Here is a 25,578-nt window from a genome sequence, read left to right on the forward strand (position 1 = left end):
GGGTCGGCCAGAACTCGGCCATCTTCTGGTAGGTCCGCCGTCCCATGACGTACGCCGAGGTCTGCGCACCGACGTCGGGGGAGCCCACAACTACATTCTCGGCCCGCCATTTCTACCGATTCGGCGGGCGCGGGTTTCAGGCCTGGCAGAGGCAGAACGGGTGGCCGGCGGGGTCGAGGAAGACACGGAAGGTCTTGCCGGGCTGGACCTCGTGCTTGGTGGCGCCCAACTCCAAGACCGCCTTCTCGCCGACATCGAGGTCATCGACATCGAAGTCGAGATGTGTCTGCTGGGGCACGTCTTGTCCGGGCCACTCGGGGGCCCGGTAGTTCTCGACGGCCTGGAAGGCGATGGCGCCGCCATCTCCGTGGGCCTCGGTCCACTCCGGGTCGTTGACCTTCACCTCCCAGCCGAGGAGGTCGGCGTAGAAGGTGGCCAGGGCCACCGGGTCGGGACAGTCGATGCAGAGGTTCGGGTTGCGTGCGATAGCCATGACTCTCACGTTAGGAGCGGTTCCGGACGTTCGGCTTCCGCCTGCCGCGAACCCGTCTCAGAAATATACAGTCAGGGTTGACTGTTTGTTTCTGGCGCGGAAGAGTGCCTGCCTGTGAGCCAGGCCACCCGCGTACCTCAGGACAAACCGCCTCGGGCTCCGCTTCGGCAGGAGGAGCGCACCCGCGCGATGCGGGCGCGGCTTCTGGATGCCACCGTCCAGCTGCTGGCCGAGCGGGGCTTCGCGGGCACCTCGACAACGCTCGTCTCCCAGCGGGCGGGGGTCTCTCGTGGCGCCCAGCTGCACCACTTTCCTGCTAAGAACGACCTGGTCGTGGCGGCTGTCGAGCACATCACCGAGGCCCGGGGTGAGGCGCTGAAGGAGGCGGCTAGAGCGCTTCCTGACGGCGGCCGACGCACGCGGCACGTGCTCGCCATGCTCGCCGAGCAGGTCACCTCGCCGGTCTTCACCGCGGCCCTCGAGCTGTGGGTCGCGGCGCGCACCGACGAGCAGCTCGCCGCCGCCGTCGGACCGCTCGAGCAGCGTATCGGCCGCGAGCTGCACCGAGCCGCGATCGAGCTGCTCGGCGTGGACGAGAAGAAGCCAGGCGTGCGCGAGCTCGTGCAGGCCACGCTCGATCTGGTCCGGGGCCTCGGGCTGGCTGACACGATCAACGATGACGCTTCCCGACGCGAGCGGATCCTCGACCACTGGGCCGAGGTCCTGGAAAGAGAGCTGCAATGAGCCTGCTGGATTCACTTCTCGAGGACCTCTCCATGGAGGGGTTCGAGCTGCGCCAGGTGGTCGCGGGCCTGAGCGAGGCGGGCTGGCGCGAGCCGACGCCGGCCGAGGGCTGGGATGTCGCCGCCCAGATCGCCCACCTGGCCTGGACCGACGAGGCCGCGCTCGCCGCGACCGAATGGGTGGCCGGTGACAGCACGGCCTGGGACGAGCTGGTCACCGAGGCGCTCAAGGACCCCGAGGGCTACGTCGACGAGGCCGCGCTGGCGATGGCCATGATGCCGGCGACCGAGCTGCTGCAGCACTGGGACGGCGTACGCGGCGAGCTCGCCGGCGCGCTCGCGAACGTCCCTGAGGGGAAGAAGCTGCCCTGGTTCGGGCCGCCGATGTCGCCGGCCTCGATGGCGACCGCGCGCTTCATGGAGACCTGGGCCCACGGCCTGGACGTGCGCGAGGCGCTCGGGCTGGCCTACGAGCCCAGCGACCGCATCAAGCACGTGTGCCACCTCGGCACCCGCACCCGCGACTTCTCCTACGGCGTCCACGGCCTGACCCCGCCGAGCGACCCCTTCCGGGTCTCGCTCACCGCGCCGTCCGGCGAGGTCTGGGAGTGGGGGCCTGAGGATGCGGCGCAGAGCGTCCGCGGGCCGGCGTACGACTTCGCTCGGCTCGTCACCCAGCGCATCCACCGCGACGACACCGCGCTGGAGACCACCGGTGACGACGCCGAGAAGTGGCTGAGCATCGCCCAGGCGTTCGCCGGACCTGCAGGCGGCGGGAGGCCCAAGCAGTGATCACCATCGGCAACTGCTCCGGTTTCTACGGGGACCGGTTCTCGGCGATGCGCGACATGCTCGAGGGCGGTCGGCTCGATGTGCTCACCGGCGACTACCTCGCCGAGCTCACCATGCTCATCCTCGGCAAGGACACCATCAAGGACCCGACCACGGGCTACGCCAAGACCTTTCTCCGTCAGATCGCGGACTGCCTCGACCTCGCTCTTCAGCGTGAGGTCAAGATCGTCTCCAACGCCGGGGGCCTCAACCCCGCCGGCCTGGCCAAGGCGATCGAGGCGCTCGGGACCAAGGCCAAGGTCGCCTATGTCGACGGCGACGATCTTCGCGGTCGGCTCGACTCTCATCCCGACGCCCTGACCGCCAACGCCTATCTCGGTGCCTTCGGGATCGCGCACGCCCTCGAGGCCGGCGCCGACATCGTCGTGACCGGCCGGGTGACCGACGCGAGCGTCGTCGTCGGGCCGGCGATCGCGCACCACGGCTGGAAGCGCGACTCCTACGACGAACTCGCCGGTGCGGTCGTGGCCGGCCACGTGATCGAGTGCGGCACCCAGGCCACCGGCGGCAACTTCTCCGGGTTCCTGACCATGTCGCCGCAGGCCAGAGCGCGCCCGTTGGGGTTCCCGGTCGCCGAGATCGCCGCCGACGGCTCCTCGGTCATCACCAAGCAGGACGAGACCGGCGGCACGGTCACGGTCGACACGGTCACCGCACAGCTGCTCTACGAGATCCAGGGTCCGCTCTACCTCGGTCCCGACGTCACCACCGACCTGACCTCGATCCGGCTCGCGGAAGTGGGGATCGACCGGGTCGCGATCTCGGGTGTGACGGGCACCCCGCCGCCGGCCACGCTCAAGGTCGCCGTCAACTCGCTGGGTGGCTACCGCAACTCCGCCGAGTTCGTGCTCACCGGCCCCGACATCGACGCCAAGGCCGCCTGGCTGCGCGACCAGCTCGACGCCGAGCTCCCGATCGGCCCGGACTACACCTGGTCGACCTACCGCATCCCCGCCCCCGACTCGCCGACCGAGGAGGGTGCCGCCTGCATCCTGCGGCTCAACGCCCGGGCGGCGGATGCCGACGCCGTCGGCCGTGCGTTGACGGCGCCGGCCATCGAGCTGGCGCTCGCCTCCTATCCGGGCTTCCACGTCACCGCGCCCCCGGGACGGCCGTCTCCGTTCGGGGTCTACAAGGCTGCGTACGTCCGGCGCGACCGCGCCACGGAGACCGTCCACCTCCCGGACGGGTCGACCTACGAGGTCCCGTCCCCTCTCGCCTATGCCGAGAAGTCGCCCGCGTCGGCCGAGAAGTCACGTACGTCGGCCGACACGTCACCAGACGTGACGTCTCGAACGACGGGGGTGACGCCTCGGCTGTCGGGGGTGTCTCGGCGGCCGTTGGGGGAGGTCGTCTATGCGCGGTCCGGGGACAAGGGTGGGGATGCGAATCTTGGGCTCTGGGTTCCGCAGGGGCGGCCGGAGGCGGCCGTCGAGTGGCTGCTGGAGACCGTCACAACGGCGTGGGTGCGGGCGCTGCTGCCGGAGGCCGAGGGCCTCGCCATCGACATCACGCCGCTGCCGCACCTGCGCGGGGTGAACATCGTCATCCGCGACCTGCTCGGGGATGGCGTGGCCGCCTCGACGCGGTTCGACCCGCAGGCGAAAGGCTTGGGCGAGTGGGCCCGGAGCCGATTCGTCGACATTCCGGAGGAGTTCCTGTGAGCGACGACCTTTTCCAGCTCGGCGCCGAGTTCGTCCGCCGCGAGGTCTTCCCTGACCTGCAGGTATGGGAGGACAACCAGGAGATCCCGCGAGAGGTCCACAAGGCCGCCGCGAAGCAGGGCCTGCTCGGGATCGGGTTCCCGGAGGCCGTCGGCGGCGAGGGCGGCGGGCTGGCCGACACCGTCGCGGTGACCGAGGGGATGATGTCCGAGGGCGCCTCCTCCGGCCTCCTCGCGGGCCTCTTCACGCACGGCATCGCGCTGCCGCACATCGCCCACCACGGCTCGCCTCACCTCATCGACACCTACGTGAGGCCGACCCTGGCCGGCGAGAAGATCGGCAGCCTCGCCATCACCGAGCCAGACGGCGGCTCCGACGTCTCCCACCTGCGTACAACGGCGGTCCGCGACGGCGACGAGTTCGTCGTCAACGGTGCCAAGACGTTCATCACCAGCGGCTGCCGTGCCGACTTCGTCACCACCGCGGTCCGCACCGGCGGGGCGGGCGCGGGCGGCATCAGCCTGCTCGTGATCGACAAAAGGGTCTCGACAGGCTCGACCACCGGTGGGTTCACGGTCACGCGCAAGCTCGCCAAGATGGGCTGGCACTGCTCCGACACCGCGGAGCTCGCCTTCGAGGACGTACGCGTCCCCGCGGCCAACCTCGTCGGCGACGAGAACGCCGGATTCGTCTACATCGCCGAGGCGTTCGTGACCGAGCGAATCGCGCTGGCCGTGCAGGGCTACGGCACCGCCGCCCGCTGCCTGGCGCTCACCGCCGACTACTGCCGCCAGCGCCAGACCTTCGGTGAGCCGCTGATCAAGCGCCAGGTCGTACGCCACAAGCTGGTCGAGATGCACCGGCAGGTCGAGGTGGCCAAGGCCTACACCCACGCCGTGGTCGCGCGCTACGACCGCGAGGGGTCGACCCAGGCCACGATCGCCGAGGCGGCGCTGGCCAAGCAGACCGCGGTCGAGGCCTGCACCTGGGTCGTCGACCAAGCCGTCCAGCTTCACGGCGGGGCGGGATACATGCACGGGACCGAGGTCGAGCGGCACTACCGCGACGCCCGGATCCTGCCTATCGGAGGAGGAGCCACCGAAGTGATGACGGACCTGGCCGCCAAGCTGTTGGGGTACACACGATGAGCACTTCTGCTGATGTTTCTTCTGAGGGTGGTCTCAACGAGCTCGACCACCGGGAGCCGGTCGACCACCGGAGCCGGCGAAGCGCCATGCTCGAGAAGATCGAGGCGCTCGACGGCGAGCTCGCCAAGGCCGCCGCCGGCGGAGGGGAGAAGTACGTCGCCCGCCACAAGGCCCGCGGCAAGCTCCTCGCCCGCGAGCGGATCGAGCTCCTGCTGGACGAGGGCAGCCCGTTCCTGGAGACCCAGCCGCTGATCGGCTGGGGCAGCGACTTCCCGGTCGGCGGCTCGATCATCACCGGCGTCGGGGTGGTCGAGGGCGTGGAGTGCATGATCGTCGCCAACGACCCGACGGTGAAGGGTGGGGCGCTCAACCCCTACTCCCTCAAGCGCTCCTTCCGGGCGGCCGAGATCGCCGAGAAGAACGGTCTTCCCACGATCAACCTGACCGAGTCCGGCGGCGCCGACCTGCCCACCCAGAAGGACATCTTCATCCCGGGCGGCAAGGGCTTCCGCGACCTCACCCGCGCCTCGGCCCGCAAGCAGCCGACCATCTCGGTGGTCTTCGGCAACTCCACGGCCGGTGGTGCGTACGTCCCCGGCATGAGCGACTACGTGATCATGGTCAAGGAGGGCGCGAAGGTCTTCCTGGCCGGCCCGCCGCTGGTCAAGATGGCCACCGGCGAGGACACCGACGACGAGTCGCTGGGCGGCGCCGAGATGCACTCGCGCATCTCCGGCTCCTCCGACTTCCTCGCGGTCGACGAGCACGACGCCATCCGCCAGGCGCGGCGGGTCGTGGCCAGGCTCAACTGGCGCAAGCACGGTCCCGAGCCGAAGGCGAGCTATGAGCCCGAGCTCGACCCCGACGGCCTGCTCGATCTGATCCCGACCGACCTCAAGGAGCCCTTCGACCCGCGTGAGGCGATCCTGCGGATCGTCGACGGGCCTGGCCCCGACAACGACCAGTCCTTCGACGAGTTCAAGCCTCTCTACGGGCCGTCGCTCTGCGTCGGCTGGGCCCGGCTGCACGGCTACGAGATCGGCATCCTCGCCAACGCGCGCGGCGTACTGATGAGCGAGGAGGCCCAGAAGGCGGCGCAGTTCATCCAGCTCGCCAACCAGAAGGACACCCCGCTGCTGTTCCTGCACAACACCACCGGCTACATGGTCGGCACGGAGTACGAGCAGGGCGGCATCATCAAGCACGGCGCGATGATGATCAACGCGGTCTCCAACTCCACCGTGCCGCACCTGACCGTGATCATGGGCGCCTCCTACGGCGCCGGCAACTACGGCATGAACGGCCGCGCGTACGACCCCCGCTTCCTGTTCACCTGGCCCTCGGCCAAGTCCGCGGTGATGGGGCCGGCCCAGCTCGCCGGCGTGATGGAGATCGTCGCCCGCGAGTCCGCGGAGAAGAAGGGCGAGATCTTCGACGCCGAGGGGTTCAAGGGCGTCAAGGAGATGGTCGAGTCGATGGTGGAGGAGCAGTCGCTGCCGATGTTCCTGAGCGGGCTCGGCTACGACGACGGGGTCATCGACCCGCGCGACACCCGCACCGTTCTCGGTCTCTGCCTCTCTGCCATCGCGACCAAGGAGATCGAGGGGGCGATGAACTTTGGCGTCTTCCGCATGTGAGCCGGCCCGTCGCCGTGTGCTGTCAAAGGTGCGCCAGGACGCACTTCTGGCAGCACACCACCTCATCCTTGGAGACTTTCCGTGATTCAGAGACTGCTTGTTGCCAACCGCGCGGAGATCGCGTCGCGCGTCTTCCGCACCGCCCGCAAGCTCGGGATCGAGACCGTCGCGGTCCACTCCGACGCTGACGCGGACCTGCCGTTCGTGGCGGAGGCGGACCATGCCGTACGCCTCCCCGGCAACGCCCCCGCCGAGACCTACCTCCGCAGCGACCTCGTCATCGAGGCCGCCAAGGTGGCCGGTGCCGACGCGATCCACCCGGGCTACGGGTTCCTCTCGGAGAACGCCGACTTCGCTCGCGCGGTCGAGGCTGCCGGTCTCGTCTGGATCGGACCCGCGCCCGAATCGATCGAGCAGATGGGCGCCAAGATCGAGGCCAAGAAGATCATGGCCGCCGCCGGGGTCCCGGTGTTGGAGGCGCCGGCTTCGCCGGTCGAATCCGACCTGCCGTTGCTGGTCAAGGCCTCCGCAGGTGGGGGTGGCCGCGGCATGCGGATCGTCCGCTCACTCGACGCTCTCGGCGCCGAGATCGCCAAAGCCGAGGCCGAAGCCGCGTCCGCCTTCGGGGACGGGACCGTCTTCGTCGAGCCGTACGTCGAGGCCGGCCGCCACGTCGAGGTCCAGGTCGTCGGCGACGGTGCGGGGAACGTCGCCGTCTTCGGCGAGCGCGACTGCTCGGTGCAGCGTCGCCACCAGAAGGTGGTCGAGGAGTCTCCGGCTCCGCTGCTGCCCGATGCGGTCCGGTCGGCGCTCCACGAGGCCGCCCGGAACGCTGCCGCGGCGATCGACTACCGCGGGGCGGGGACCGTCGAGTTCCTCTACGACGCGGCCTCGGAGCGCTTCTGGTTCCTGGAGATGAACACGCGGCTTCAGGTGGAGCACCCGGTGACCGAGCTGGTTCACGGGGTGGATCTGGTGGAACTGCAGATCGCGGTGGCGGAAGGTGTTGGTTTCACTGTGCCGAATTCATCGGGGCCTCCGCCTAGCGGCTCCGGCGGCTCAACCAACGGGTGGGCGATCGAGGTGCGGCTGTATGCCGAGGATCCAGCTGCGGACTATCAGCCGCAGTCGGGCGTCTTGACGAAGTTGGCGTTTTCTGGCGACGCCCGGATCGACGCGGGGTACACGTCGGGCTCGAAGGTGAGCACGTTCTACGACGCGATGCTGGCCAAGGTGATCGTGCACGCGCCGACGCGAGACGCGGCGATCCGGCGGCTGGTCGGGGTGCTGCGTACGGCGAAGGTCCATGGACTGCGCACCAACAGGGAGCAGCTGGTCGAGATCCTCCAGTCGGAGGAGTTCGTCAGCGGCCAGGTCACCACCTCCCTACTGGACGAACGAAAATTCGTTCGCCCAGGAAAGGGGGACCTTGGCGCAGCGGTGGCCGCGGCGGTCGCACTGGCCGAACGCACCCGTCGGCCCGGGGTCCCGGTCGCGTGGCGCAACGTCACCAACCAGCCGCAGCGGACGGTCTTCGAGAATGACTCCGAAGACGGCCTCATCGTCGAGTGGTACGGCACCCGCGATGGCTACCAGGTCGATGGATTCTCTGTCCTCGACGCGCGTCCGGACCGCGTCGTTCTCGAACGTCTCGGACTGCGGACGGCGTACGAGATCGCTATCGACGGGGATCGGATCGAGGTCGACTCACCGAACGGGCACACCGCGCTGGTCAAGCGCCCGAGGTTCATCGACCCGGCCACGCAGACCCAGCCCGGAAGTCTGCTGGCGCCGATGCCGGGGTCGGTCGTCAGCGTGCTCGCCGAGACCGGCAGCAGTGTCACCGAGGGCCAGCCGCTGCTGGTGCTGGAGGCGATGAAGATGCAGCACACGGTGACCGCACCGACCGGTGGCGTACTCACCCAGATCAACGTCAAAGCAGGAACCCAGGTCGCCGCCGGCGACACGCTAGCTGTGGTCGAGCCTGTCGAGACCACGGAAGAGGAGACATCATGACCGCAACCGCGTTCACTGAGCCCGAGGAGCGGACCGCGCTACGCGAGGCGGTGGCGAAGCTGGCCGGGAAGTACGGTCACGACTTCGTCGCCAAGCAGGCCCGTGAGGGCGGCAAGATGACCGAGATGTGGCTCGAGATGGGCCGCAACGGGTTCCTCGGCGTCAACATCGCCGAGGAGTACGGCGGCGGTGGCGGTGGCATGGGCGACCTGGCCGCGGTCCTCGAGGAGGCCGGGACCGCCGGTGCTCCGCTGCTGATGATGGTCGTCAGCCCGGCGATCTGCGGCAGCATCATCGGCCGCTGCGGCACCGACGAGCAGAAGAAGCGCTGGCTTCCTGCCATCGCGGACGGGAGCCTGCTGATGGCCTTCGGGATCACCGAGGCCGACGCCGGCTCCAACTCCCACAAGATCACCACCACCGCCAAGCGTGACGGCGACAGCTGGGTGCTCAATGGCCAGAAGACCTTCATCTCCGGTGTCGACGAGGCCGACTCAGTCCTCATCGTCGCCCGCACAGAAGACGCTAAGACGGGCAAGCTCAAGCCGGCCCTCTTCGTGGTCCCGACCGACTCCGAGGGATTCACCAAGCAGGTCATCCCGATGGCCTGGGAGGCGCCGGAGAAGCAGTTCACCCTCTTCATCGACGACGTACGTCTCCCCGCCGACGCCCTCGTCGGTGACGAGGACGGCGGCATCTGGCAGCTCTTCGCCGGTCTCAACCCAGAGCGGATCATGGGCGCCGCCCTCTCCTGCGGGATGGCGCGCTACGCGCTGGCCAAGGCCGTCGATTACGCCGGGTCCCGGTCGGTCTGGAAGGACGCCCCGATCGGCTCCCACCAGGGCATCGCGCACCCGCTCGCGAAGGTCAAGATCGAGCTGGAGCAGGCCCGCCTGCTGTGGCAGAAAGCCGCCGCGCTCTACGACGCCGGCGACGACGCGGGGGCCGGGGAGTACGCCAACATGGCCAAGTACGCCGCCGGCGAGGTCGCCTGCAACGCCACCGACGCCGCGGTCCACACCCACGGCGGCAACGGCCTGACGGTGGAGTACGGCCTGGCCAACCAGCTCGTCGCCGCCCGCCTCGGCCGGATCGCCCCGGTCAGCCGGGAGATGATCCTCAACTACATCGCGATGCACACTCTGGGACTCCCGAAGTCCTACTGATCACGGCGAAATGGTTCAGGGCCGGTCGCGTGAGCGACCGGCCCTGATGCGTACGTCTGTCTCTACTTCTTCGGCTCGACGACCACGATCGTGGTGAGGATCTTGTCGGCGAAGGTCTGCCGCTTGTCGTCCCACAGCGGCCACAGGTAGCCGATGTAGCAGGCCATGCTGTCGAGAATGTGCACGAACTGACGGCCGATCGAGAACCAGGTGCCGAGGACCTGGCCGTCGGCTTCCTTGACGACCTTGATGCCGAGGACGCCCTTGCCGATCGTGTAGCCGGTCTTGCCCTGCTTCAGGCCGTAGTTCCAGAACAGGAAGGCAAGGGACACGAGGAAGCCGATGAACATGAGGATCCCGCCGACGGCCATGAGCGCCCCGTTGGGCTCGCCGGCCGACGTGTACAGGCCGGTGTTCGGGTCGTACTCCGAGACACCGCCCGCAGCGGCCCCGCCGATGAGCAGGCCGTAGCCGACATAGAACGGGATCATGGCGACCGTGCCGATGAGACCGTCGATGATGAAGGCACCCACGCGTGCACCCCAAGAGGCGTACGGCGGGGTCGGGGCGCCATAGCCGTAGCCGCCCGGGGCGGCGCCGTAGCCGGTGGGAGCACCAGGAGCGGCGCCGTAGCCCGGCGCGGGAGGAGGCGGCGGAGCGCTGGGCTGACCGTAGGGCGGTGCCGGCGGCGGCACCGGCGGTGTGGGCTGGCCGGAGGGGTCCTGGGGTGAGCCAGGGGGCGGGCCGTAGTTTGACATGGGCCGAGTATGGCCACAACGGGACGCAAATGTCAGCGCACACGCCTGAACCCGATCACCCCTGAGAACGCGGCTCCACGACGACCAGGGTGCCGACGAGCTTGTCGGCGAAGGTCTGGCGCTTGTCGTCCCACAGCGGCCACAGGTAGCCGATCATGCAGAACCCGTCGAGGATGTGGAGCACCTGCCGGAGCGCCGCGAGCGGCGCGCTGATCGTGGCCTGCCCATTCGTGGCCTGCCCATCCGTGGCGGGAGGGGTCTTGCGGACCAGCTTGATCCCGACGACGCCCTTGCCGATGGTGTAGCCGGTGCGCCCCTGCTTGAGGACGTGGTTCCAGACGGCGAAGCCGATGAACCCGACCCAGCCGACCACGGTGACCAGGAGCCCGAAGGCGGTGATGAAGATGCCGGACTCCTGCGACAACCCGCCTCCCACGCCGGCGACCAGGTAGAACGGCAACAGCAGCGCGATGTCGATCAGCGCACCGGCGACCCGCCGGCCCCAGCTCGCCAGCGGCGGGCCGGAGGGGACGTACGACTGCTGCGCCCAGGGCGGGGCCTGGGGCTGCTCGCTCGGTCCACGAGGGGGGTCCTGCGGTGCGCCTGGCGGCGGCCCGGACGGCGGGCCCGGGGGTGGACCGGGTGGCGGGCCGAAGTTGGACATCTGTTGGCTCATCTCCTCGAAGGCGCAGACCTGCTGACTGACCGAAGTGCAATCTATCGGGTCATGCAGGGGTTAGCCTGACCATGTGGCTGGGGTGGCGGGGAAGATGGATCGGGCTCAGCGCCGGTTCACGCCGGTCGCGTTTCCCCTGGCCGTCATCTACAAGTTCTACGAGGACCAGGGCAACAACCTCGCCGCCATCATCACCTACTTCGCCTTCATCTCGGTCTTCCCGATCCTGCTGCTCGCCTCCTCGATCCTCGGCTTCGTGCTGGAGGGCAACCCGGCTCTGCAGGAGGCGGTGCTCGACACGGCGCTGGCGCAGTTCCCGATCATCGGCGACCAGCTCGGGCGCAAGGAGCTGACCGGCTCGACCGGCGCGATCATCATCGGTGGTGTGGCTGCCCTCTACGGCGCGCTCGGTCTGGGTCTGTCGCTCCAGAACGCCGTCAACACCGCGTGGTCGGTGCCGCGCAACAGCCGCCCCAACCCGATCTTCCTGCGGGTACGCGCGCTGCTCATGCTCGCCGCCGGCGGTCTCGCCATCCTTTCGGTCAGTGCGTTGTCACTGGTGCTGAGCCGCACCGACTTCCTCGGTTTCAAGGCGGTCGACATCGGCTATTGGCTGGTCATCCTCGGCACCGTCGTGATCGTCACCGGGATGCTGTGCGTCGTCTTCAGGATGGCCACGACCCGAGACCACTCCCTCGCGCACGCCCTGCCGGGTGCGTTCACGTTCGCGCTGCTGTGGCAGGTGCTGCAGTACTTCGGCGCGGAGTTCGTCACGAACGTGCTCGCCCCGACCAGCGGCATGAACCAGACCTTCGCGCTGGTCCTCGGCCTGGTCGCGTTCCTCTACATCGCCGCGCTGATGGTGGTGATCTCGATCGAGGTCAACGTCGTCTACGCCCGTCACCTGTGGCCGCGCGCGCTGCTCACCCTCTTCACCGACGACGTCGAGCTGACCGAGGCCGACCGGCGCGCCTACGCGAGCTATGCCCTCATGCAGCGCCACAAGGGCTTCGAGACGGTCGCGGTCACCTTCGACGGCCCCGACGGCAACACCCACGAGATCGTCATGGACCCGTCCTGGCTCCGCAAGACGGCGCGGCGGATCCGTCGCCATGACGAGTTCAGCCAACCGCTCCCGCCGACCAAGCCGCCACCCCCGTTTCCGCCAGGCACCCTGCGTTCGGTGCCGAAGCCCGACGAGGATGGGCCGGACGAGCAGAACGAGCTCGCGGGCCCTTAACGCTCCCGCAGCGGCACGAAGCGATACCAGCCATGACCGCTGATTCGCACCTCGCCTGTCGCGGACCGCTCCACCAGCGTCATCAGCCCGGCGACCGGGATCACCATCCGACCGGGCGCAGCGAGCTGGTCCACCAGCTCGGGCGGCAGCACCTCGGCCTCGGCGGAGACGAGGATGCGATCGTACGCAGCGTTCTCAGGCCACCCGAGGACGCCGGGTCTCACCCGCTTGATGCGGGCCCACGGCTGGTCGGTCGCGGCCAGGTTTCGGCGGCCGAACCGGACCAGGGCCGGCTCCAGCTCGACACCGATGACGCTCCCTTCGGGACCGGTCAGGTGGGCGAGCAGCGCGGTGGACCAGCCCGAGCCCGAGCCGACGTCGAGCACCGCGTCGCCCGGCGCGACCTCGAGGAGACGGAGCATGTCGGCCACCGTCCGTGGCTGCGAGTTGGTCTGTCCGTGGCCGATGGGAAGCGGCTGGTCGAAGCCCGCGTTGCCACGCATCTCGCGAGGGAGGAAGCCTTCTCGCGGGATGGCGGCGAATGCATCCAGGACCGGGTCCACACGACCAGTTAAGCACCGTATGGTCTCCCCATGACTGAGTCGCCTGAAACCCCCGCTGAGCTCGTCCACCTCGACGTCGCCGATGGAGTCGCCACCATCACCCTCGACTCGCCGGCCAACCGGAACGCGCTCTCTCGCCAGCTGGTCACGGAGCTGTTCGAGGCCCTGCGCGCGGCCGACAAGGACTCCTCGGTCAAGGCGGTCGTGCTTCAGGCCACGGGCACCGTCTTCTGCTCCGGCGCCGACCTCTCCGAGGCCGCGACGGTGCCGATGGAGGAGGGCACCCGCGGGATCGTACGTCTCCAGCGCACCATCGTCGCCCTGACCAAGCCCGTCGTGGCCAAGGTCCAGGGACCGGTGCGCGCGGGTGGTCTCGGGCTCGTGGCCGCCGCCGACATCGCGATCGCCGCCGACACCGTCTCTTTCGCGCTCACCGAGGTCCGCCTGGGTCTGGCGCCCGCCGCGATCTCCCTTTCGATCCTGCCCCGGATCGACTCCCGCGCGGCCTCCCGCTACTTCCTCACCGGCGACAAGTTCGACGCCGCCGAGGCCGCCCGCATCGGCATCCTGACCGCCGCCGTCCCCGCCGCCTCGCTCGACGACGAGGTCGCCGCCATCACTTCGTCGCTGCTCGAGGGCTCCCCGCAGGGTCTGCGCGAGACCAAGCGCCTCATGGTCCGTGGCCTGGTCGAGCACATCGACGCCGGCGGCGAGGAGATGGCCGCTCTCTCCGCCCGCCTCTTCGGCTCCGACGAGGCCCGTGAGGCGATGACCGCCTTCCTGACCCGCAAGAAGTAACCGCCAGTCGCGCTGTCCCCCGCGCGGGGGAGCGGGTTCCCCCGGCTGCGGGATCCCTCCGGCGTACGCCGCCGCGACGCTGGACACATGGCCGAACTCGACACCCGAACGACCCTCGCCCCACCACCTCCGCCGCATGGTCAGCGCGTCTTGGCCCACGTCATCGCGATGTTGACACTGCCGTCCGGCCTGTGGCGGGTCGCCTTCGTGATCGGGTTGCCGGTCACCGCTGCTGGCGGCCTCGCGATGCTGACGACCATGGAGCGGATCCAGCTCGTGGGGCTCTCGCTCTTCGTGGAGGTGTTGGCGCTGCTGGCGCTGGGACTGGTGCAGCGTTGGGGCGAGGTCGTGCCCGGCTGGGTGCCCGTCCTGAGAGGCCGGGCGGTGCCCCGGTTGGTGGCCACCGTCCCGGCGATGCTCGGCGCGCTCGCCCTCACCTACATGTGGAGCCTCGCCGCGGTGAGGTTCGTCGACCAGGTCGGCGACGGATCCCTCGACTGGATGTGGCCGGAGACCTGGCAGAAGGCGCTCCTGGTCGTCTGCTATCTTCCGCTGCTCGCCTGGGGGCCGCTGCTCGCGGTGCTGACCGTCGGCTACCACCGGCGTCGCGGACGTCAGCACGCCCCGATCACTAGATGACCCGCGTGTGCCGCTGATCCCCTCGTCGGGGGTAGAGTTGTCTCCTTGCCGTGCGCCATGGGGGGCGCACGGCGGGTGTGGATCTTTTTGACGGGGGAACATCCAGTTGAACGACAAGCTGGCTGAGCGCGAGATCGCTCAGGAGCAGAGCTTCGTAGATCGCGTCTACCTCCAGCTGACGGAGTCGGCGCGCGCTGCGCAGGAGCTGGCCAAGGAGGGCCGCGACCGCGGCCGTCTGGGGCACGAAGGCGGGTTGGTCGAGCGCGACGCGTTCGCCTACCAGGCGGCGCGACGCATCGCGCAGCTCGATGCTGCTCACGAGGGCTTGGTCTTCGGCCGCCTCGACATCGACCCCGAGATCGACTCGGCGCCGCGTTACGTCGGCCGCATCGGTCTGCGCGACGCCGACCGCGACTCGTTGCTGATCGACTGGCGGGCCCCGGCCGCCGCCGTCTTCTACCAGGCCACCGCGGTCGAACCGCGGTCGGTGATCAGGCGACGGGTGCTTCGGTCCGAGGGCCAGAACGTCGTCGGTGTCGAGGACGAGCTGCTCGACGCGGACGCTCTCGAACGCTCCGGCGCCGACCTGCCGATCGTCGGCGAGGGCGCGCTCATGGCTCAGCTCAGCCGGGCCCGCGACCGCACGATGCACTCCATCGTCGCGACCATCCAGGCCGAGCAGGACAAGGCCATCCGCGCACCGGGCAAGGGCGTGACCACGATCTCCGGTGGTCCGGGCGTGGGCAAGACCGTCGTGGCTCTTCACCGGGCCGCCTACCTGCTCTACACCGAGCGCCGCCGTTACGAGTCCGGCGGCGTGCTCATCATCGGCCCGAGCGGCGTGTTCATGCGCTACATCGAGCGCGTGCTGCCATCTCTCGGCGAGACCGCCGTGGCGCTGCGTTCGCTGGGCGAGGTCGTCGACGGCGTACGCGCGACCTGGCACAACGACCCTGCGGTCGCTGACGTCAAGGGGTCCTCGCGGATGGCCGAGGTGCTGAGGCGCGCCGCGCGTCAGCAGGCGCCGGGATCGCCTCGCGAGTTCAAGGTCTTCTACCGCGACGACTCGCTGCGCCTGGACGGGAAGCGCCTCGGTGAGCTGCGCCGTCAGCTGATGAGCCAGGGCCGGCGCAACCAGCAGCTGCGCCGCGTACCTCAGCTGCTCCTCGACCTCCTCTGGCGTCAGGTACGCGGCGACCGCGGTCGCGAGCGTGGTCGCGAGGCCTTCAACGACGAGATGCTCGACCACCCCGCCTTCCTCGAGTTCGCCGCCGCCTGGTGGCCGGCGCTGGAGGCGCGCGAGGTGCTTGGCTGGCTGCGCGAGCCCGAGTTCCTCTCCCGCGTCTCCGAGGGGATCTTGACGTACGACGAGCAGCAGCTGCTCCTGAAATCGTGGGCCGGACGTGGGCTGACCGACGCGGAGCTGGCCATCGAGGACATCCCGCTGCTCGACGAGCTCCGCTACGCCCTCGGCGATGTGCCCGAGCAGGTCGCCGACGAGCGTGACGCCGACCAGGGCGGCATCGACATCGCCGAGCTGATGACCGCCTCCGACCGTGAGTTCGCCTCCGGCCGCGGCTGGCGTCCGCCGACCTACCGCATCGACGACGACCCGTTCGCCCACATCCTCATCGACGAGGCCCAGGACCTCACCCCGATGCAGTGGCGGATGGTCGGTCGCCGGGGGCGTACGGCCTCCTGGACCATCGTCGGCGACCCCGCCCAGTCCTCGTGGCCGGTCCCTGCCGAGTCCGAGGCGGAGCGGGCCAAGGCGCTGGAGGGCAAGCCCGTCCACGCGTTCCACCTGTCGACGAACTACCGCAACTCGGCCGAGATCTACGACTTCGCAGCCGCCTACGCCGAGCGGGTCGGCCTCGACGCCGACCTGCCGACCGCGGTCCGCTCCACCGGTGTCGAGCCGCAGGTCATCGAGCATGCGGTCGACCTGGAGAAGGCGACCCGGGAGGCGGTCGGTGAGATCGCGGCGCAGGTCGGCGGCACCATCGGCATCGTGGTCCCGGCCGCGCGGCGCGCCGAGGTCAACTCGTGGCTGGCGTCCTGGTCGGAGTTCGCAGCTGACGCTCCGTCCGCCGCTGCCTCCGCCGACGACCCGACCTCGGTGCCCTCCGGCGAGGACCGCATCGTCGTCCTCACCGGCCTGGACACCAAGGGCCTCGAGTTCGACGGCATCGTCGTGGTCAGCCCCGACGAGATCGAGCGCGAGTCGGCCACCGGCCGCGCCACCCTCTACGTCGTCCTCACCCGAGCCACCCAGCTGCTGACCACGGTCTCCTGACGACCCATCGCCGAATCGGCGCAATCTGACCAGATCGATCGCCGAGTCGGCGCGTTCTAACGCGCCGACTCGGCGATGGCTGGCGACCTAGAGAGCCGCGATCCAGGGGTGGTCGGGCAAGGTCTGCTCGAGCGCGCACAGCAGCCAGCGGCGCCGGCGGTCCTCGAGCAGCGGCAACGTGTTGTCGAAGTCGAGATGGTCCTTCGTACGGAGCCCCGGGGCCTTGTAGAGGAGCTGGACCTCGGGCTGCAGATAACGGATCCCGTCGCGCTCCCAGACCGCTTCGGACATCGGCATCCGGATCGACTCGTCACGCAGGTAGACCCACTCATCGGCGGTTCCCGGGTTGAGCAGCAGGTCGTACTCCCACGGATCCTGAGCGCTCCGCCGCGTCCAGGCCTGACCCTCGGTCTCCCAGAGGACATCGTCCGCGGCGCCGTCGGGATCGTCGTCGGGAAGCAGCGGACGCAGCGCCGTGGTGCCGGCCGCCCATACGTCGAAGTGTCCCGCCAGATGCTTGCGGAGCACGGCGAGCTCGCTGCGGAGCACACAGGTGTCGGTGTCCTCGTGCGCGCGACGTACGCCGGTGAACGCCTCGATCGCCCAACCGCCCGCGACCCACCAGGTGCCCGGGTAGCCCTCGAAGAGGGCGGCCACGTCGGCCGGGGTGTGCGAGGCCCACGGCCCGTAGAGCCGTTCGAACTCCTCGTTGCTCAAGTCGTTGACGCCCACCCGTGGAGGCTACGGACGATCACGATCTGAATCGACTGGGTTTCACGGAACAGACCGGATTAGGCTCATCCCATGACGACCAACAGCCCCGCCCGGACCGCGATCGAAGAGATCACGGGGCACGAGGCGTGGGCGATCATCCGACGCTCCTCGCGGGCGGGTGACCGGGACACGGTCGGCATGCTGGCGGGCACGCGGTCGGTGGTCGAGTCGCTGCTCGACGTACCTCTCGAAGAGGGCACCCCGGAGCCGGGCAAGGTGGCCGATCGGCTGCTCGCGGTGCCGTTCCGGCAGGTGAGCGAGCGGGGCTTCGAGGCCCACGACGACGGCACGCCGCTCGTGGTCGTCGACGTGGAGCGCGAGTGGGAGTTCTCCGTCGCCGAGGTGATCGAGGCGCTGCCGGACGTCCCGGTCGAGTTCACCGACCGCGGTGGGTTCGACGTGGACGACGACACCTATGCCGACCTGGTCAAGACCGTCATCGAGGACGAGATCGGCCAGGGCGAGGGCGCCAACTTCGTGATCGGCCGTCACTACCGGGCCCAGCTCGACGACTGGAACCACGAGCGCGCGCTCACCGTGCTGCGCCGTCTACTGGAGCGCGAGCGCGGGGCCTACTGGACCTACTGCTTCTTCACCGGCGACCGCTACCTCATCGGCGCCTCGCCCGAGCGCCACGTGAGCGTCCATGGCGGCGACGTCCGGATGAACCCGATCTCCGGCACGTTCCGGCTGCCGCGGGATCTCGAGGGCAGCCCGGAGAAGATCGCCCACGACCTCAAGGGGCAGCTGACCGACTTCCTGAAGGATCAGAAGGAGGTCTACGAGCTCTTCATGGTGGTCGACGAGGAGCTCAAGATGATGTGCGACATCTGCGACCAGGGCGGCCAGGTGCTCGGGCCGTTCCTGAAGCCGATGTCGCGGCTGATCCACACCGAGTATCTGTTGGCGGGTCGCTCGGCGCGCGACCCGCGCGAGATCCTGCGCGACACGATGTACGCCGCCACGGTCACCGGCTCGCCGGTGGAGAACGCGTGCCGGATGATCAAGAAGTACGAGCCGGAGGGCCGTGGCTACTACGCCGCCGCGCTCGCCCTGCTCGGCCGGGACGAGTCCGGCGCCCCGACCGTGGACAGCCCGATCGTCATCCGCACCGCCGACGTGTCCCTGACCGGCGAGCTCAAGGTCAGCGCCGGGGCGACCCTGGTGCGGGACTCCGACCCGGCGTACGAGGTCGCCGAGACGCACGCCAAGGCCGGCGGGATCCTGTCGGCCTTCGGGCTGGTGCCGGCCGCGCCGGCGCTCGCGCAGGACGTCTCCGAGCTGGTCAACGACGAGGACCTGCTGCTGACCCTGGCCGCCCGCAACCGCCGGCTGTCGTCGTTCTGGCTGACCGACCAGGGCGACGAGGAGCCCTCGGCCCACCTCGCCGGTAAGCACGCGGTGATCCTCGACGGCGAGGACGACTTCGTACGCATGCTGCGCCACGTCCTCCGGGTGCTCGGCATGACCTCCTCGGTCGTGCGGCACGAGGACTATTCGGACGGTGCCTTCACGGGGGCAGATCTCGTCATCGTCGGGCCCGGGCCGGGCGACCCGCGCGACGACGAGGACCCCAAGATGGCCAAGCTGCGCGCCGCGGTGGCGTCGCTGCTCGAGACCGGCCAGCCGTTCCTGGCGGTCTGCCTCGGACATCAGGCGCTGTGCCACCAGCTCGGGATCGGGCTGCACTACAAGGACATCGTCTTCCAGGGCACGCAGACCCGGGTCGGTCTCGGCTTCGGTGGGCGGCCCCGTCGCGAGCGAGTCGGCTTCTACAACACCTTCGTCGGGCGGGTGGGGTCCACGGAGCTGCCGGCGGGGGTGTCGGTGGACGCTGATCCCGAGACGGGTGACATCCACGCGATCTCCGGGCCGCACTACGCCGGCATCCAGTTCCATGCGGAGTCGGTCCTGACCGAGCGCGGCTACGACCTCATCCACGACGTCGTCAGCGATCTGCTCGCCCAATGAGCACGCGCGTGGTCGTGGTCGACCACCACGACTCCTACGTGTGGAGTCTGGTCCACATGATCGCGCAGGTCACCGGAGAGATGCCGGACGTCGTCGAGCATGACGAGGTGAAGGTCGGGGACCTCGGGGGCTACACCCATGTGGTGCTCTCGCCCGGTCCCGGCCACCCTGCCGATCCGGCGGACTTCGCGGTCGGACGGGACGTGCTCCTGGAGGCCGGTCGGCCAGTCCTCGGCGTCTGTCTGGGGATGCAGGGTCTGGTGACGACCTACGGCGGCGTCGTCGACCGGATCGAGCCGGCGCACGGCGAGGTCGCGCGGGTGACGCACGACGGGATCGGGGTCTTCGCGGGCCTTCCCGTGCCGCTCGAGGCCGTCCGCTACCACTCGCTCGCCGCCGTGTCTGTGCCCGATGTCCTCGAGGTGACGGCCCGTTCCGAGGACGGGGTCGTGATGGGCGTACGTCACCGGTCACTGCCGCTGGAAGGGGTGCAGTTCCACCCGGAGTCGGTGCTCTCCCAGCACGGGGCTGCGATGGTCGCGAACTTCCTGCGGCGGCCGAGCGCGGGGGCGCGGTGAGCGTCGAGGAGCTCTTCGCCGAGGTGGCCCGTGCCCACCCTCGCTGCGTCTGGCTGGACGGTGGCGGTGGGCGGGACTGGTCGGGCAGTCGGTCCTTGATCGGCTGGTTGGAGGACGACGACGTCTCGCTGACCTACTCGGCCGTGCGTCGCGAGGTGCTCCGTCACGCCGGCGGCCGTTCCGAGGTGGTCGGGGACGACATCTGGCAGGTCCTCGAGCGTGAGGTGGGGGCGGGGGAGCAGTGGTTCGGCTACCTCGGCTACGCCTGTCGACCCGATCTCCCCGCGACCCCTTCGGAGGAACTCCCCGACGCTGTCTGGATGAGACCGTCGCATCTTCGGATGTTCGACCATGTCGGGGTGGTCCGGGAGCAACCTGCCCATTTACCCGTCAGTAATGGGCAGCTTGTCCCCGGACCACCCCGACATGCCGCCTACATCGCCGCCTTCGACCAGGTCCAAGAGGCCCTCCGGGCCGGCGACACCTACGAGGCCAACCTGACCTACCGCACGACGGTCCACGCCGAGGCCGACCCGGTGGAGACCTACCTGAGGCTGCGAAGCATCAACCCCGCCCCGTACGCAGGGTTCCTCCAGCACGACGTCGCCGGCCATTCGGCATGGCTGCTGAGCTCGAGCCCGGAGCGGTATGCCTTGATCGACGCCGACCGGACGATCGAGACCCGGCCGATCAAGGGGACGACGCCGAGAGGGGCCACGGCGCAGGAGGACGCGGCCAACGCCGAGCATCTGCGGACCGACCCCAAGCTTCGCAGCGAGAACCTGATGATCACCGACCTGCTCCGCAACGACCTGGCGATGGTCTGCGAGCCGGGGACCGTGGAGGTGCCCGGCCTGATGCGGGTCGAGTCCTACCCGAGCGTGCACCAGTTGGTCAGCACGGTCAGAGGTCGCCTCCGGGACGAGATCAGCACGATCGAGGCGCTGCGCAGGCTCTTCCCCGCCGGGTCGATGACCGGCGCGCCCAAGCTGCGCACGATGGAGGTCATCGAGCGCGCCGAGCGGGATCTCGGAGGGCCGAGAGCGGCGTACGCCGGGGCTTTCGGTTGGATCTCCGGCGACGGACCGGCGGACCTGGGCGTCGTCATCCGCACGCTGACGACCCACGACACCCGCACCTGGCAGATCGGCACCGGCGGGGGAATCACGGTCAGATCCGACGTCGCCGAAGAGGCGGCCGAGGCGAGGCTGAAGGCCGATCGAGTGCGCGCTTCCCTCGACAGATGACCAAACAGGTGAAAAGTCGGCGACACGTCGAGACTGCGGCCGCTGTCTATTGGAACGTTCATAAAACGAGGACTACCGTGGGAGACATCATGGCGACCATCGATGACAAAGCCCTGCCACATGTGATCGTGCTGTTCGGTGCGACGGGTGATCTGGCACGCCGCAAGCTCCTGCCTGGCCTGCTCAGACTCAACGAGGCCGGGCTGATGACGGACGCTCAGATCGTCGGCACCTCGCTGGAGGAGATGTCCGACGAGCAGTTCATGGAGTTCGCCCGTGAGGCCTGCGAGGAGTTCGGCAAGGGTGACATCACCGACGAGCGTTGGAAGACCTTCGGCGGGATGCTCTCCTACGTCTCGACCAAGGAAGGCCCGCACGCCCTGGCCGATGCCGTGAAGCTCGCCGAGAAGAAGCTTCAGGGCGCCGGCAACGACATCCGCCGCCTCCACTACCTCAGCGTCCCACCCAGGGCCGCTCAGGACGTGATCCGTCAGCTCGAGGAGGCCGACCTCGTCGAACGCGCCCGGATCATCATGGAGAAGCCCTTCGGCACCGACCTCGAGTCGGCCAAGGAGCTCAACGCGAAGATCCACGAGGTCTTCTCCGAGGAGCAGATCTTCCGGATCGACCACTTCCTCGGCAAGGAGGCGGCGCAGAACATCCTCGCCTTCCGCTTCGCCAACGGGCTCTTCGAGCCGATCTGGAACCGCAACTTCATCGATCACGTCCAGATCGACATCCCCGAGACCCTGGGCCTCGAGGGTCGCACCGCGTTCTACGAGAGCACCGGCGCCTACCGCGACATGGTCGTGACCCACCTGATGCAGGTGCTCGCGTTCATGGCGATGGAGCCGCCGACCTCGCTGGCTCCCGACCCGATCGGCGAGGAGAAGAACAAGGTCTTCCGCTCGATCCAGCCGCTGAAGCCGAAGAACGTCGTCCGAGGTCAATACTCCGGTTACCGCGGCAAGAACGAGGTCGCCGACGACTCCGACACCGAGACCTTCATCGCGATGAAGGTGATCATCGACAACTGGCGCTGGGCAGGCGTGCCGTTCTTCCTGCGCACGGGCAAGAAGCTGGCCGAGGGCGCGCGGATCATCTCGATCGCGTTCAAGGAGCCGCCGCTGACGATGTTCCCGGCCAACTCCGGCGCCGGCACCCAGGGTCCCGACCACCTGACCTTCGACCTGGCCGACCAGTCGAAGATGTCGCTCTCCTTCTACGGCAAGCGCCCCGGCCCGGGGATGAAGCTGGAGAAGCTGTCCATGCAGTTCTCCACACAGGACACGACCTCCTCGACCGGCGTCCTCGAGGCGTACGAGCGGCTCATCCACGACGCCATGCGCGGCGACCACACCCTCTTCACCACCGCCGAGGGCATCGAGACGCTCTGGGAGATCTCCCAGCCGCTCCTCGAGAACCCGCCGCCGGTGCGGCTCTACGCTCCGGGCTCCTGGGGTCCCAACTCGATCCATCAGCTGATCGCCCCGCACGCCTGGCGCCTCCCCTTCGAGCGCTCCTGGCGCGAGACGAAGAAGCACTAGCCGAAACGGCGCGTACGTCGGCCGAGGCGTCACTCCGGTCGGCCGAGTCGGCACGCGGGTGACGTGTCGGCCAGCGCGCGTGACGTCTCGGCCGACGGGCCTGACGCCTCGTTAGGGGGCGTTGGCGCTGAGCTGCTCGAGCAGGGCCTCGGCGGCACGGTCGATGGCATCGCCGTCGTAGGGCTCCAGGTCGACGGAGTTGAAGCTCTGGATCAGGTTCCCGTTCTGGACGAAGCCGGTGACGGCGTAAGAGCTGACGCCCTGCTGCTTGACCAGCCGGGCGTCGTCGGCGCCCTTGATCTCGGGCTGGCTGACGTCCCCGGACTGCACGTCCATCGTCTTCCACGCCTCCGCGAGGGTGCCCTTGAAGGGCAGGTAGTTCAGCTCGTACGCAGTCCCGCCGGAGTCCTCGGGAAGGAGTGCGCAGCGGGGTGCCGCCGAGGTGCCCTTCTCGACGCGGAGCTGCGCGCCGAGCGCCTTCTCGACGGGGGCGATGTCGAGCCCGTCGCACGGGTTGAACGTCTCCTGCGAGGAGTGGTCCGAACCCGACGCCGACGCGGACGCGGAAGGCGAGTCGGGCTCCTCGGCCCCACAGGCGGCGAGCGAGAGCAGCGCCAGCAACGCTGGCGCCAGGACGGCGTACTTCATCGGGTCAACCCTCAATTGTTCAGCACCGCCGTGGGCGGTTCGGTGGGCCGGGGTGTGGCCGAGCCGGGCAGGCGCATGATCATGCGTGCGCCGCCGTGCGGCGAGTGGGCGGCCGAGACCGATCCGCCGGTGCGCTCGGCGACCTGCCGGACGATAGCGAGCCCGAGTCCGGATCCGGGCATCGAGCGGGCCTCGGTCGAGCGGTAGAACCGGTCGAAGATGTAAGGGATGTCGTCCTCGGCGATGCCGGGGCCCTCGTCGTCGACGGTGAGCTCGCCGTCGCGCAGGCCGATGTGTACGGTCCCCGACTCCGGCGACCACTTGGCGGCGTTGTCGAGGAGGTTGGTGATCGCGCGTTCCAGCGAGCTGGTGTCGCCCATGACCCACCACGGCGCCAGCTCCTCGGTGAACGTGACCGACGGCGCGCGCAGACGTACGCGGGAGAGTGCCCGGTCCACCATCTCGGAGAGATCGACGGTCTCGAGAGTCGGCTCGGCGGGCGCGTCGCGCGCGAGCTCGACGAGGTCGCCGATCAGGTTGGTGAGCTCCTCGATCTGGGCGCGGATGTCACCGAGCAGGTCTGCCCGCTGCTCGCCCGTGATCGAGGCATCGGCCTGGGTGAGGAGCTCGACGTTGGTGCGGAGCGAGGTCAGCGGCGTACGCAGCTCGTGCGAGGCGTCCGCCACCAGCTGCCGCTGGCGGTCGCGGGATGCGGAGACCGCTGAGAGCATCCGGTTGAAGGAGGTGGCCAGGCGGGCGATCTCGTCGTCGCCCTCGACCGGGAGCGGGGTGAGGTCCTCGGTGGTCGCGATCCGGTCGACCGAGGCGGTCAGCCGTCGCACCGGACGCAGACCGCCCGCCGCGACGACCCACCCGGCGAACGACGCTGCGACCACTCCTGCCGCGCCGAACAAGAGCACGACGAAGCCGAGCCGCTTGTACATCTCGTGCTGCGGCTCGAGCGACTGTGCCAGCATCAGCGCTGTCTTGCTGCCGGAGATCGGCACCGTCACCACCCGAAAGTCGCCGTCCGTGGTCGCGATGGTGCGTACCATCATCGGCACATCCCTCGTGGCGACCTTCACCTCGGGCGGGCCGGGACGAGGAAAGCTCTCCTGTGTCGGCGACCAGTAGTCGTGGTCGCTCACCTCCGCGACCTGGATGTCGCTGGCGTTGAGGACCCAGGTCGGGACGGTCTGCCCGGTGCGGGTGTTGCGGATCAGCAACGGATTCTCCGCCGCTGCCGTCGCCCGGCTCAGCAGCGACTCGTCCATGTTGGCCTGCAGCTGGATGCGTACGACGAAGTAGAGCCCAATCGCGATCATCGCGATCGAGCCGGCGACCACCATGGTGGTCAAGAGAGTGACCCGGCCCGCCAAGGAGCCGCGGTAGCTCGACCCGGCGGCGGTGGTGATCGGGCTGGTCACGGGCCGCTCACGGCTCCTTCAGGACATAGCCGATGCCGCGTACGGTGTGGATCAGCCGCGCCTCGCCCTCGGCCTCGGTCTTGCGACGCAGGTAGCCGACGTAGACCTCCAGCGAGTTGGCCGTGGTCGGGAAGTCGTAGCCCCACACCTCTTCGAGGATGAAGGACCGGTCGAGTACGCGGCGGGGCCGGCGCAGGAACATCTCCAGGAGCGTGAACTCGGTGCGGGTGAGCTCGATGGCCCGCACGCCCCGCGTCACCTCGCGGGTGGTGGTGTTCATAGACAGGTCGGCGAAGTGGAGCGTCTCCTCGTCGTCCTCGCCGATCGGGGCCGCGCGGCGCAGCAGCGCGCGCAGCCGGGCCAGCAGCTCCTCGAGCGCGAACGGCTTGGTGAGGTAGTCGTCGGCCCCGGCGTCCAGGCCGTCGACGCGGTCGCCGACGGCGTCGCGGGCGGTCAGCACCAGGATCGGGACGTCGTTGCCGGCTGCCCGCAGCGCCTTGGTGGCCTCGATGCCGTCGAGCCGGGGCATCATCACGTCCATCACGACCACGTCGGGGCCGTGGTTGGCGATGCCGGCCAGCGCCTCGGCACCATCGCCGGCCAGGGCGACCACGTAGCCGTTGAACTCCAGCGACCGGCGCAGCGACTCCCGCACGGCCTTGTCGTCGTCGACGACCAGCACGTGCGGCTTGTCGCC

General features: G+C 69.3%; 23 protein-coding genes. 15 read left to right on the forward strand and 8 right to left on the reverse strand.

Translation table 11 applies throughout. The features are described 5' to 3' along the window. Positions 1–136: 136 nt before the first annotated feature. On the reverse strand, positions 137–493 hold the full coding sequence (locus ABZZ22_RS08890; protein WP_354929466.1) for a VOC family protein: 357 nt from the start codon (positions 491–493) through the stop codon (positions 137–139). Between the two features lie 114 nt (positions 494–607). On the opposite strand from ABZZ22_RS08890, the gene ABZZ22_RS08895 reads away from it, so the two are divergent. The 7 genes from ABZZ22_RS08895 to ABZZ22_RS08925 all read left to right on the forward strand — a co-directional run bounded on the left by ABZZ22_RS08895 (position 608) and on the right by ABZZ22_RS08925 (position 9,719). Continuing rightward, a complete protein-coding gene (locus ABZZ22_RS08895) occupies positions 608–1,237 on the forward strand; it encodes a TetR family transcriptional regulator (protein ID WP_354929469.1) in 630 nt (209 codons plus the stop codon). Then, entirely contained in the window at positions 1,234–2,028 is a 795-nt protein-coding gene (locus tag ABZZ22_RS08900) for a TIGR03084 family metal-binding protein (RefSeq protein ID WP_354929472.1), read from the forward strand. The genes ABZZ22_RS08895 and ABZZ22_RS08900 overlap by 4 nt, the downstream gene beginning before the upstream one ends. Further along, positions 2,025–3,752: an acyclic terpene utilization AtuA family protein gene (locus ABZZ22_RS08905; RefSeq protein WP_354929475.1), complete on the forward strand. Its 1,728-nt coding sequence runs from the start codon at positions 2,025–2,027 to the stop codon at positions 3,750–3,752. Before ABZZ22_RS08900 ends, ABZZ22_RS08905 begins: the two co-directional genes overlap by 4 nt. After that, the gene (locus tag ABZZ22_RS08910; RefSeq protein ID WP_354929478.1) at positions 3,749–4,900 is read left to right on the forward strand and encodes an acyl-CoA dehydrogenase family protein; all 1,152 of its coding nucleotides are present in this window, start codon (positions 3,749–3,751) and stop codon (positions 4,898–4,900) included. Before ABZZ22_RS08905 ends, ABZZ22_RS08910 begins: the two co-directional genes overlap by 4 nt. An 86-nt stretch (positions 4,901–4,986) precedes the next feature. Further along, positions 4,987–6,537 (forward strand): acyl-CoA carboxylase subunit beta, encoded by a 1,551-nt coding sequence (locus ABZZ22_RS08915; protein WP_354929677.1) that lies wholly within the window; start codon positions 4,987–4,989, stop codon positions 6,535–6,537. 81 nt (positions 6,538–6,618) lie between these two features. After that, entirely contained in the window at positions 6,619–8,553 is a 1,935-nt protein-coding gene (locus ABZZ22_RS08920; protein ID WP_354929481.1) for a biotin carboxylase N-terminal domain-containing protein, read from the forward strand. Next, positions 8,550–9,719 carry an acyl-CoA dehydrogenase family protein gene (locus ABZZ22_RS08925; RefSeq protein WP_354929484.1) on the forward strand — a complete coding sequence of 390 codons (1,170 nt, stop codon included), beginning with the start codon at positions 8,550–8,552 and terminating at the stop codon, positions 9,717–9,719. Before ABZZ22_RS08920 ends, ABZZ22_RS08925 begins: the two co-directional genes overlap by 4 nt. A gap of 62 nt (positions 9,720–9,781) precedes the next feature. Here ABZZ22_RS08925 and ABZZ22_RS08930 read toward each other — a convergent pair whose 3' ends face one another. Beyond that, positions 9,782–10,477, reverse strand: a complete 696-nt coding sequence (locus tag ABZZ22_RS08930; RefSeq protein WP_354929487.1) for an RDD family protein — start codon at positions 10,475–10,477, stop codon at positions 9,782–9,784. A gap of 55 nt (positions 10,478–10,532) precedes the next feature. Further along, positions 10,533–11,141 carry an RDD family protein gene (locus ABZZ22_RS08935; protein WP_354929490.1) on the reverse strand — a complete coding sequence of 203 codons (609 nt, stop codon included), beginning with the start codon at positions 11,139–11,141 and terminating at the stop codon, positions 10,533–10,535. An 85-nt stretch (positions 11,142–11,226) separates the two neighbouring features. On the opposite strand from ABZZ22_RS08935, the gene ABZZ22_RS08940 reads away from it, so the two are divergent. Further along, complete coding sequence (locus ABZZ22_RS08940; protein ID WP_354929493.1) at positions 11,227–12,393, forward strand: YihY/virulence factor BrkB family protein; 1,167 nt, start codon at positions 11,227–11,229, stop codon at positions 12,391–12,393. On the opposite strand, the gene ABZZ22_RS08945 is transcribed toward ABZZ22_RS08940, so the two are convergent. Beyond that, entirely contained in the window at positions 12,390–12,956 is a 567-nt protein-coding gene (locus ABZZ22_RS08945; protein ID WP_354929496.1) for a protein-L-isoaspartate O-methyltransferase, read from the reverse strand. The genes ABZZ22_RS08940 and ABZZ22_RS08945 overlap by 4 nt on opposite strands. 30 nt (positions 12,957–12,986) lie before the next feature. Here ABZZ22_RS08945 and ABZZ22_RS08950 point away from each other — a divergent pair, with 30 nt between their 5' ends. The 3 genes from ABZZ22_RS08950 to ABZZ22_RS08960 all read left to right on the forward strand — a co-directional run bounded on the left by ABZZ22_RS08950 (position 12,987) and on the right by ABZZ22_RS08960 (position 16,689). Beyond that, the gene (locus ABZZ22_RS08950) at positions 12,987–13,754 is read left to right on the forward strand and encodes an enoyl-CoA hydratase family protein (protein WP_354929499.1); all 768 of its coding nucleotides are present in this window, start codon (positions 12,987–12,989) and stop codon (positions 13,752–13,754) included. A gap of 87 nt (positions 13,755–13,841) precedes the next feature. Then, the gene (locus ABZZ22_RS08955) at positions 13,842–14,393 is read left to right on the forward strand and encodes a hypothetical protein (RefSeq protein WP_354929502.1); all 552 of its coding nucleotides are present in this window, start codon (positions 13,842–13,844) and stop codon (positions 14,391–14,393) included. Between the two features lie 106 nt (positions 14,394–14,499). Continuing rightward, a complete protein-coding gene (locus ABZZ22_RS08960; protein ID WP_354929505.1) occupies positions 14,500–16,689 on the forward strand; it encodes a UvrD-helicase domain-containing protein in 2,190 nt (729 codons plus the stop codon). Positions 16,690–16,776: 87 nt separating this feature from the next. Here ABZZ22_RS08960 and ABZZ22_RS08965 read toward each other — a convergent pair whose 3' ends face one another. Continuing rightward, positions 16,777–17,421, reverse strand: a complete 645-nt coding sequence (locus ABZZ22_RS08965; protein WP_354929508.1) for a hypothetical protein — start codon at positions 17,419–17,421, stop codon at positions 16,777–16,779. 72 nt (positions 17,422–17,493) lie between these two features. Here ABZZ22_RS08965 and ABZZ22_RS08970 point away from each other — a divergent pair, with 72 nt between their 5' ends. The 4 genes from ABZZ22_RS08970 (at position 17,494) to zwf (ending at position 22,806) form a co-directional block, all read left to right on the forward strand. Continuing rightward, on the forward strand, positions 17,494–19,434 hold the full coding sequence (locus ABZZ22_RS08970; protein ID WP_354929511.1) for an anthranilate synthase family protein: 1,941 nt from the start codon (positions 17,494–17,496) through the stop codon (positions 19,432–19,434). Next, the gene (locus ABZZ22_RS08975; protein ID WP_354929514.1) at positions 19,431–20,012 is read left to right on the forward strand and encodes an aminodeoxychorismate/anthranilate synthase component II; all 582 of its coding nucleotides are present in this window, start codon (positions 19,431–19,433) and stop codon (positions 20,010–20,012) included. The genes ABZZ22_RS08970 and ABZZ22_RS08975 overlap by 4 nt, the downstream gene beginning before the upstream one ends. Continuing rightward, positions 20,009–21,259, forward strand: coding sequence for an anthranilate synthase component I family protein (locus tag ABZZ22_RS08980; protein WP_354929517.1), 1,251 nt, complete (start codon positions 20,009–20,011; stop codon positions 21,257–21,259). The genes ABZZ22_RS08975 and ABZZ22_RS08980 overlap by 4 nt, the downstream gene beginning before the upstream one ends. Positions 21,260–21,348: 89 nt before the next feature. After that, positions 21,349–22,806, forward strand: a complete 1,458-nt coding sequence (gene zwf, locus ABZZ22_RS08985; RefSeq protein WP_354929520.1) for a glucose-6-phosphate dehydrogenase — start codon at positions 21,349–21,351, stop codon at positions 22,804–22,806. A gap of 111 nt (positions 22,807–22,917) precedes the next feature. On the opposite strand, the gene ABZZ22_RS08990 is transcribed toward zwf, so the two are convergent. From ABZZ22_RS08990 to ABZZ22_RS09000, 3 genes are read right to left on the reverse strand one after another with little or no spacing between them, the layout of a single operon-like run. Then, on the reverse strand, positions 22,918–23,454 hold the full coding sequence (locus tag ABZZ22_RS08990; protein ID WP_354929523.1) for a hypothetical protein: 537 nt from the start codon (positions 23,452–23,454) through the stop codon (positions 22,918–22,920). An 11-nt stretch (positions 23,455–23,465) separates the two neighbouring features. Further along, complete coding sequence (locus ABZZ22_RS08995) at positions 23,466–24,881, reverse strand: HAMP domain-containing sensor histidine kinase (protein ID WP_354929526.1); 1,416 nt, start codon at positions 24,879–24,881, stop codon at positions 23,466–23,468. A 7-nt stretch (positions 24,882–24,888) separates the two neighbouring features. Further along, positions 24,889–25,563, reverse strand: coding sequence for a response regulator transcription factor (locus ABZZ22_RS09000; RefSeq protein ID WP_354929680.1), 675 nt, complete (start codon positions 25,561–25,563; stop codon positions 24,889–24,891). Between the last annotated feature and the right edge of the window lie 15 nt (positions 25,564–25,578).

Origin of the sequence: Nocardioides sp. NPDC006273, from assembly GCF_040613495.1 — a bacterium.
Taxonomy (GTDB): Bacteria; Actinomycetota; Actinomycetes; order Propionibacteriales; family Nocardioidaceae; genus Nocardioides.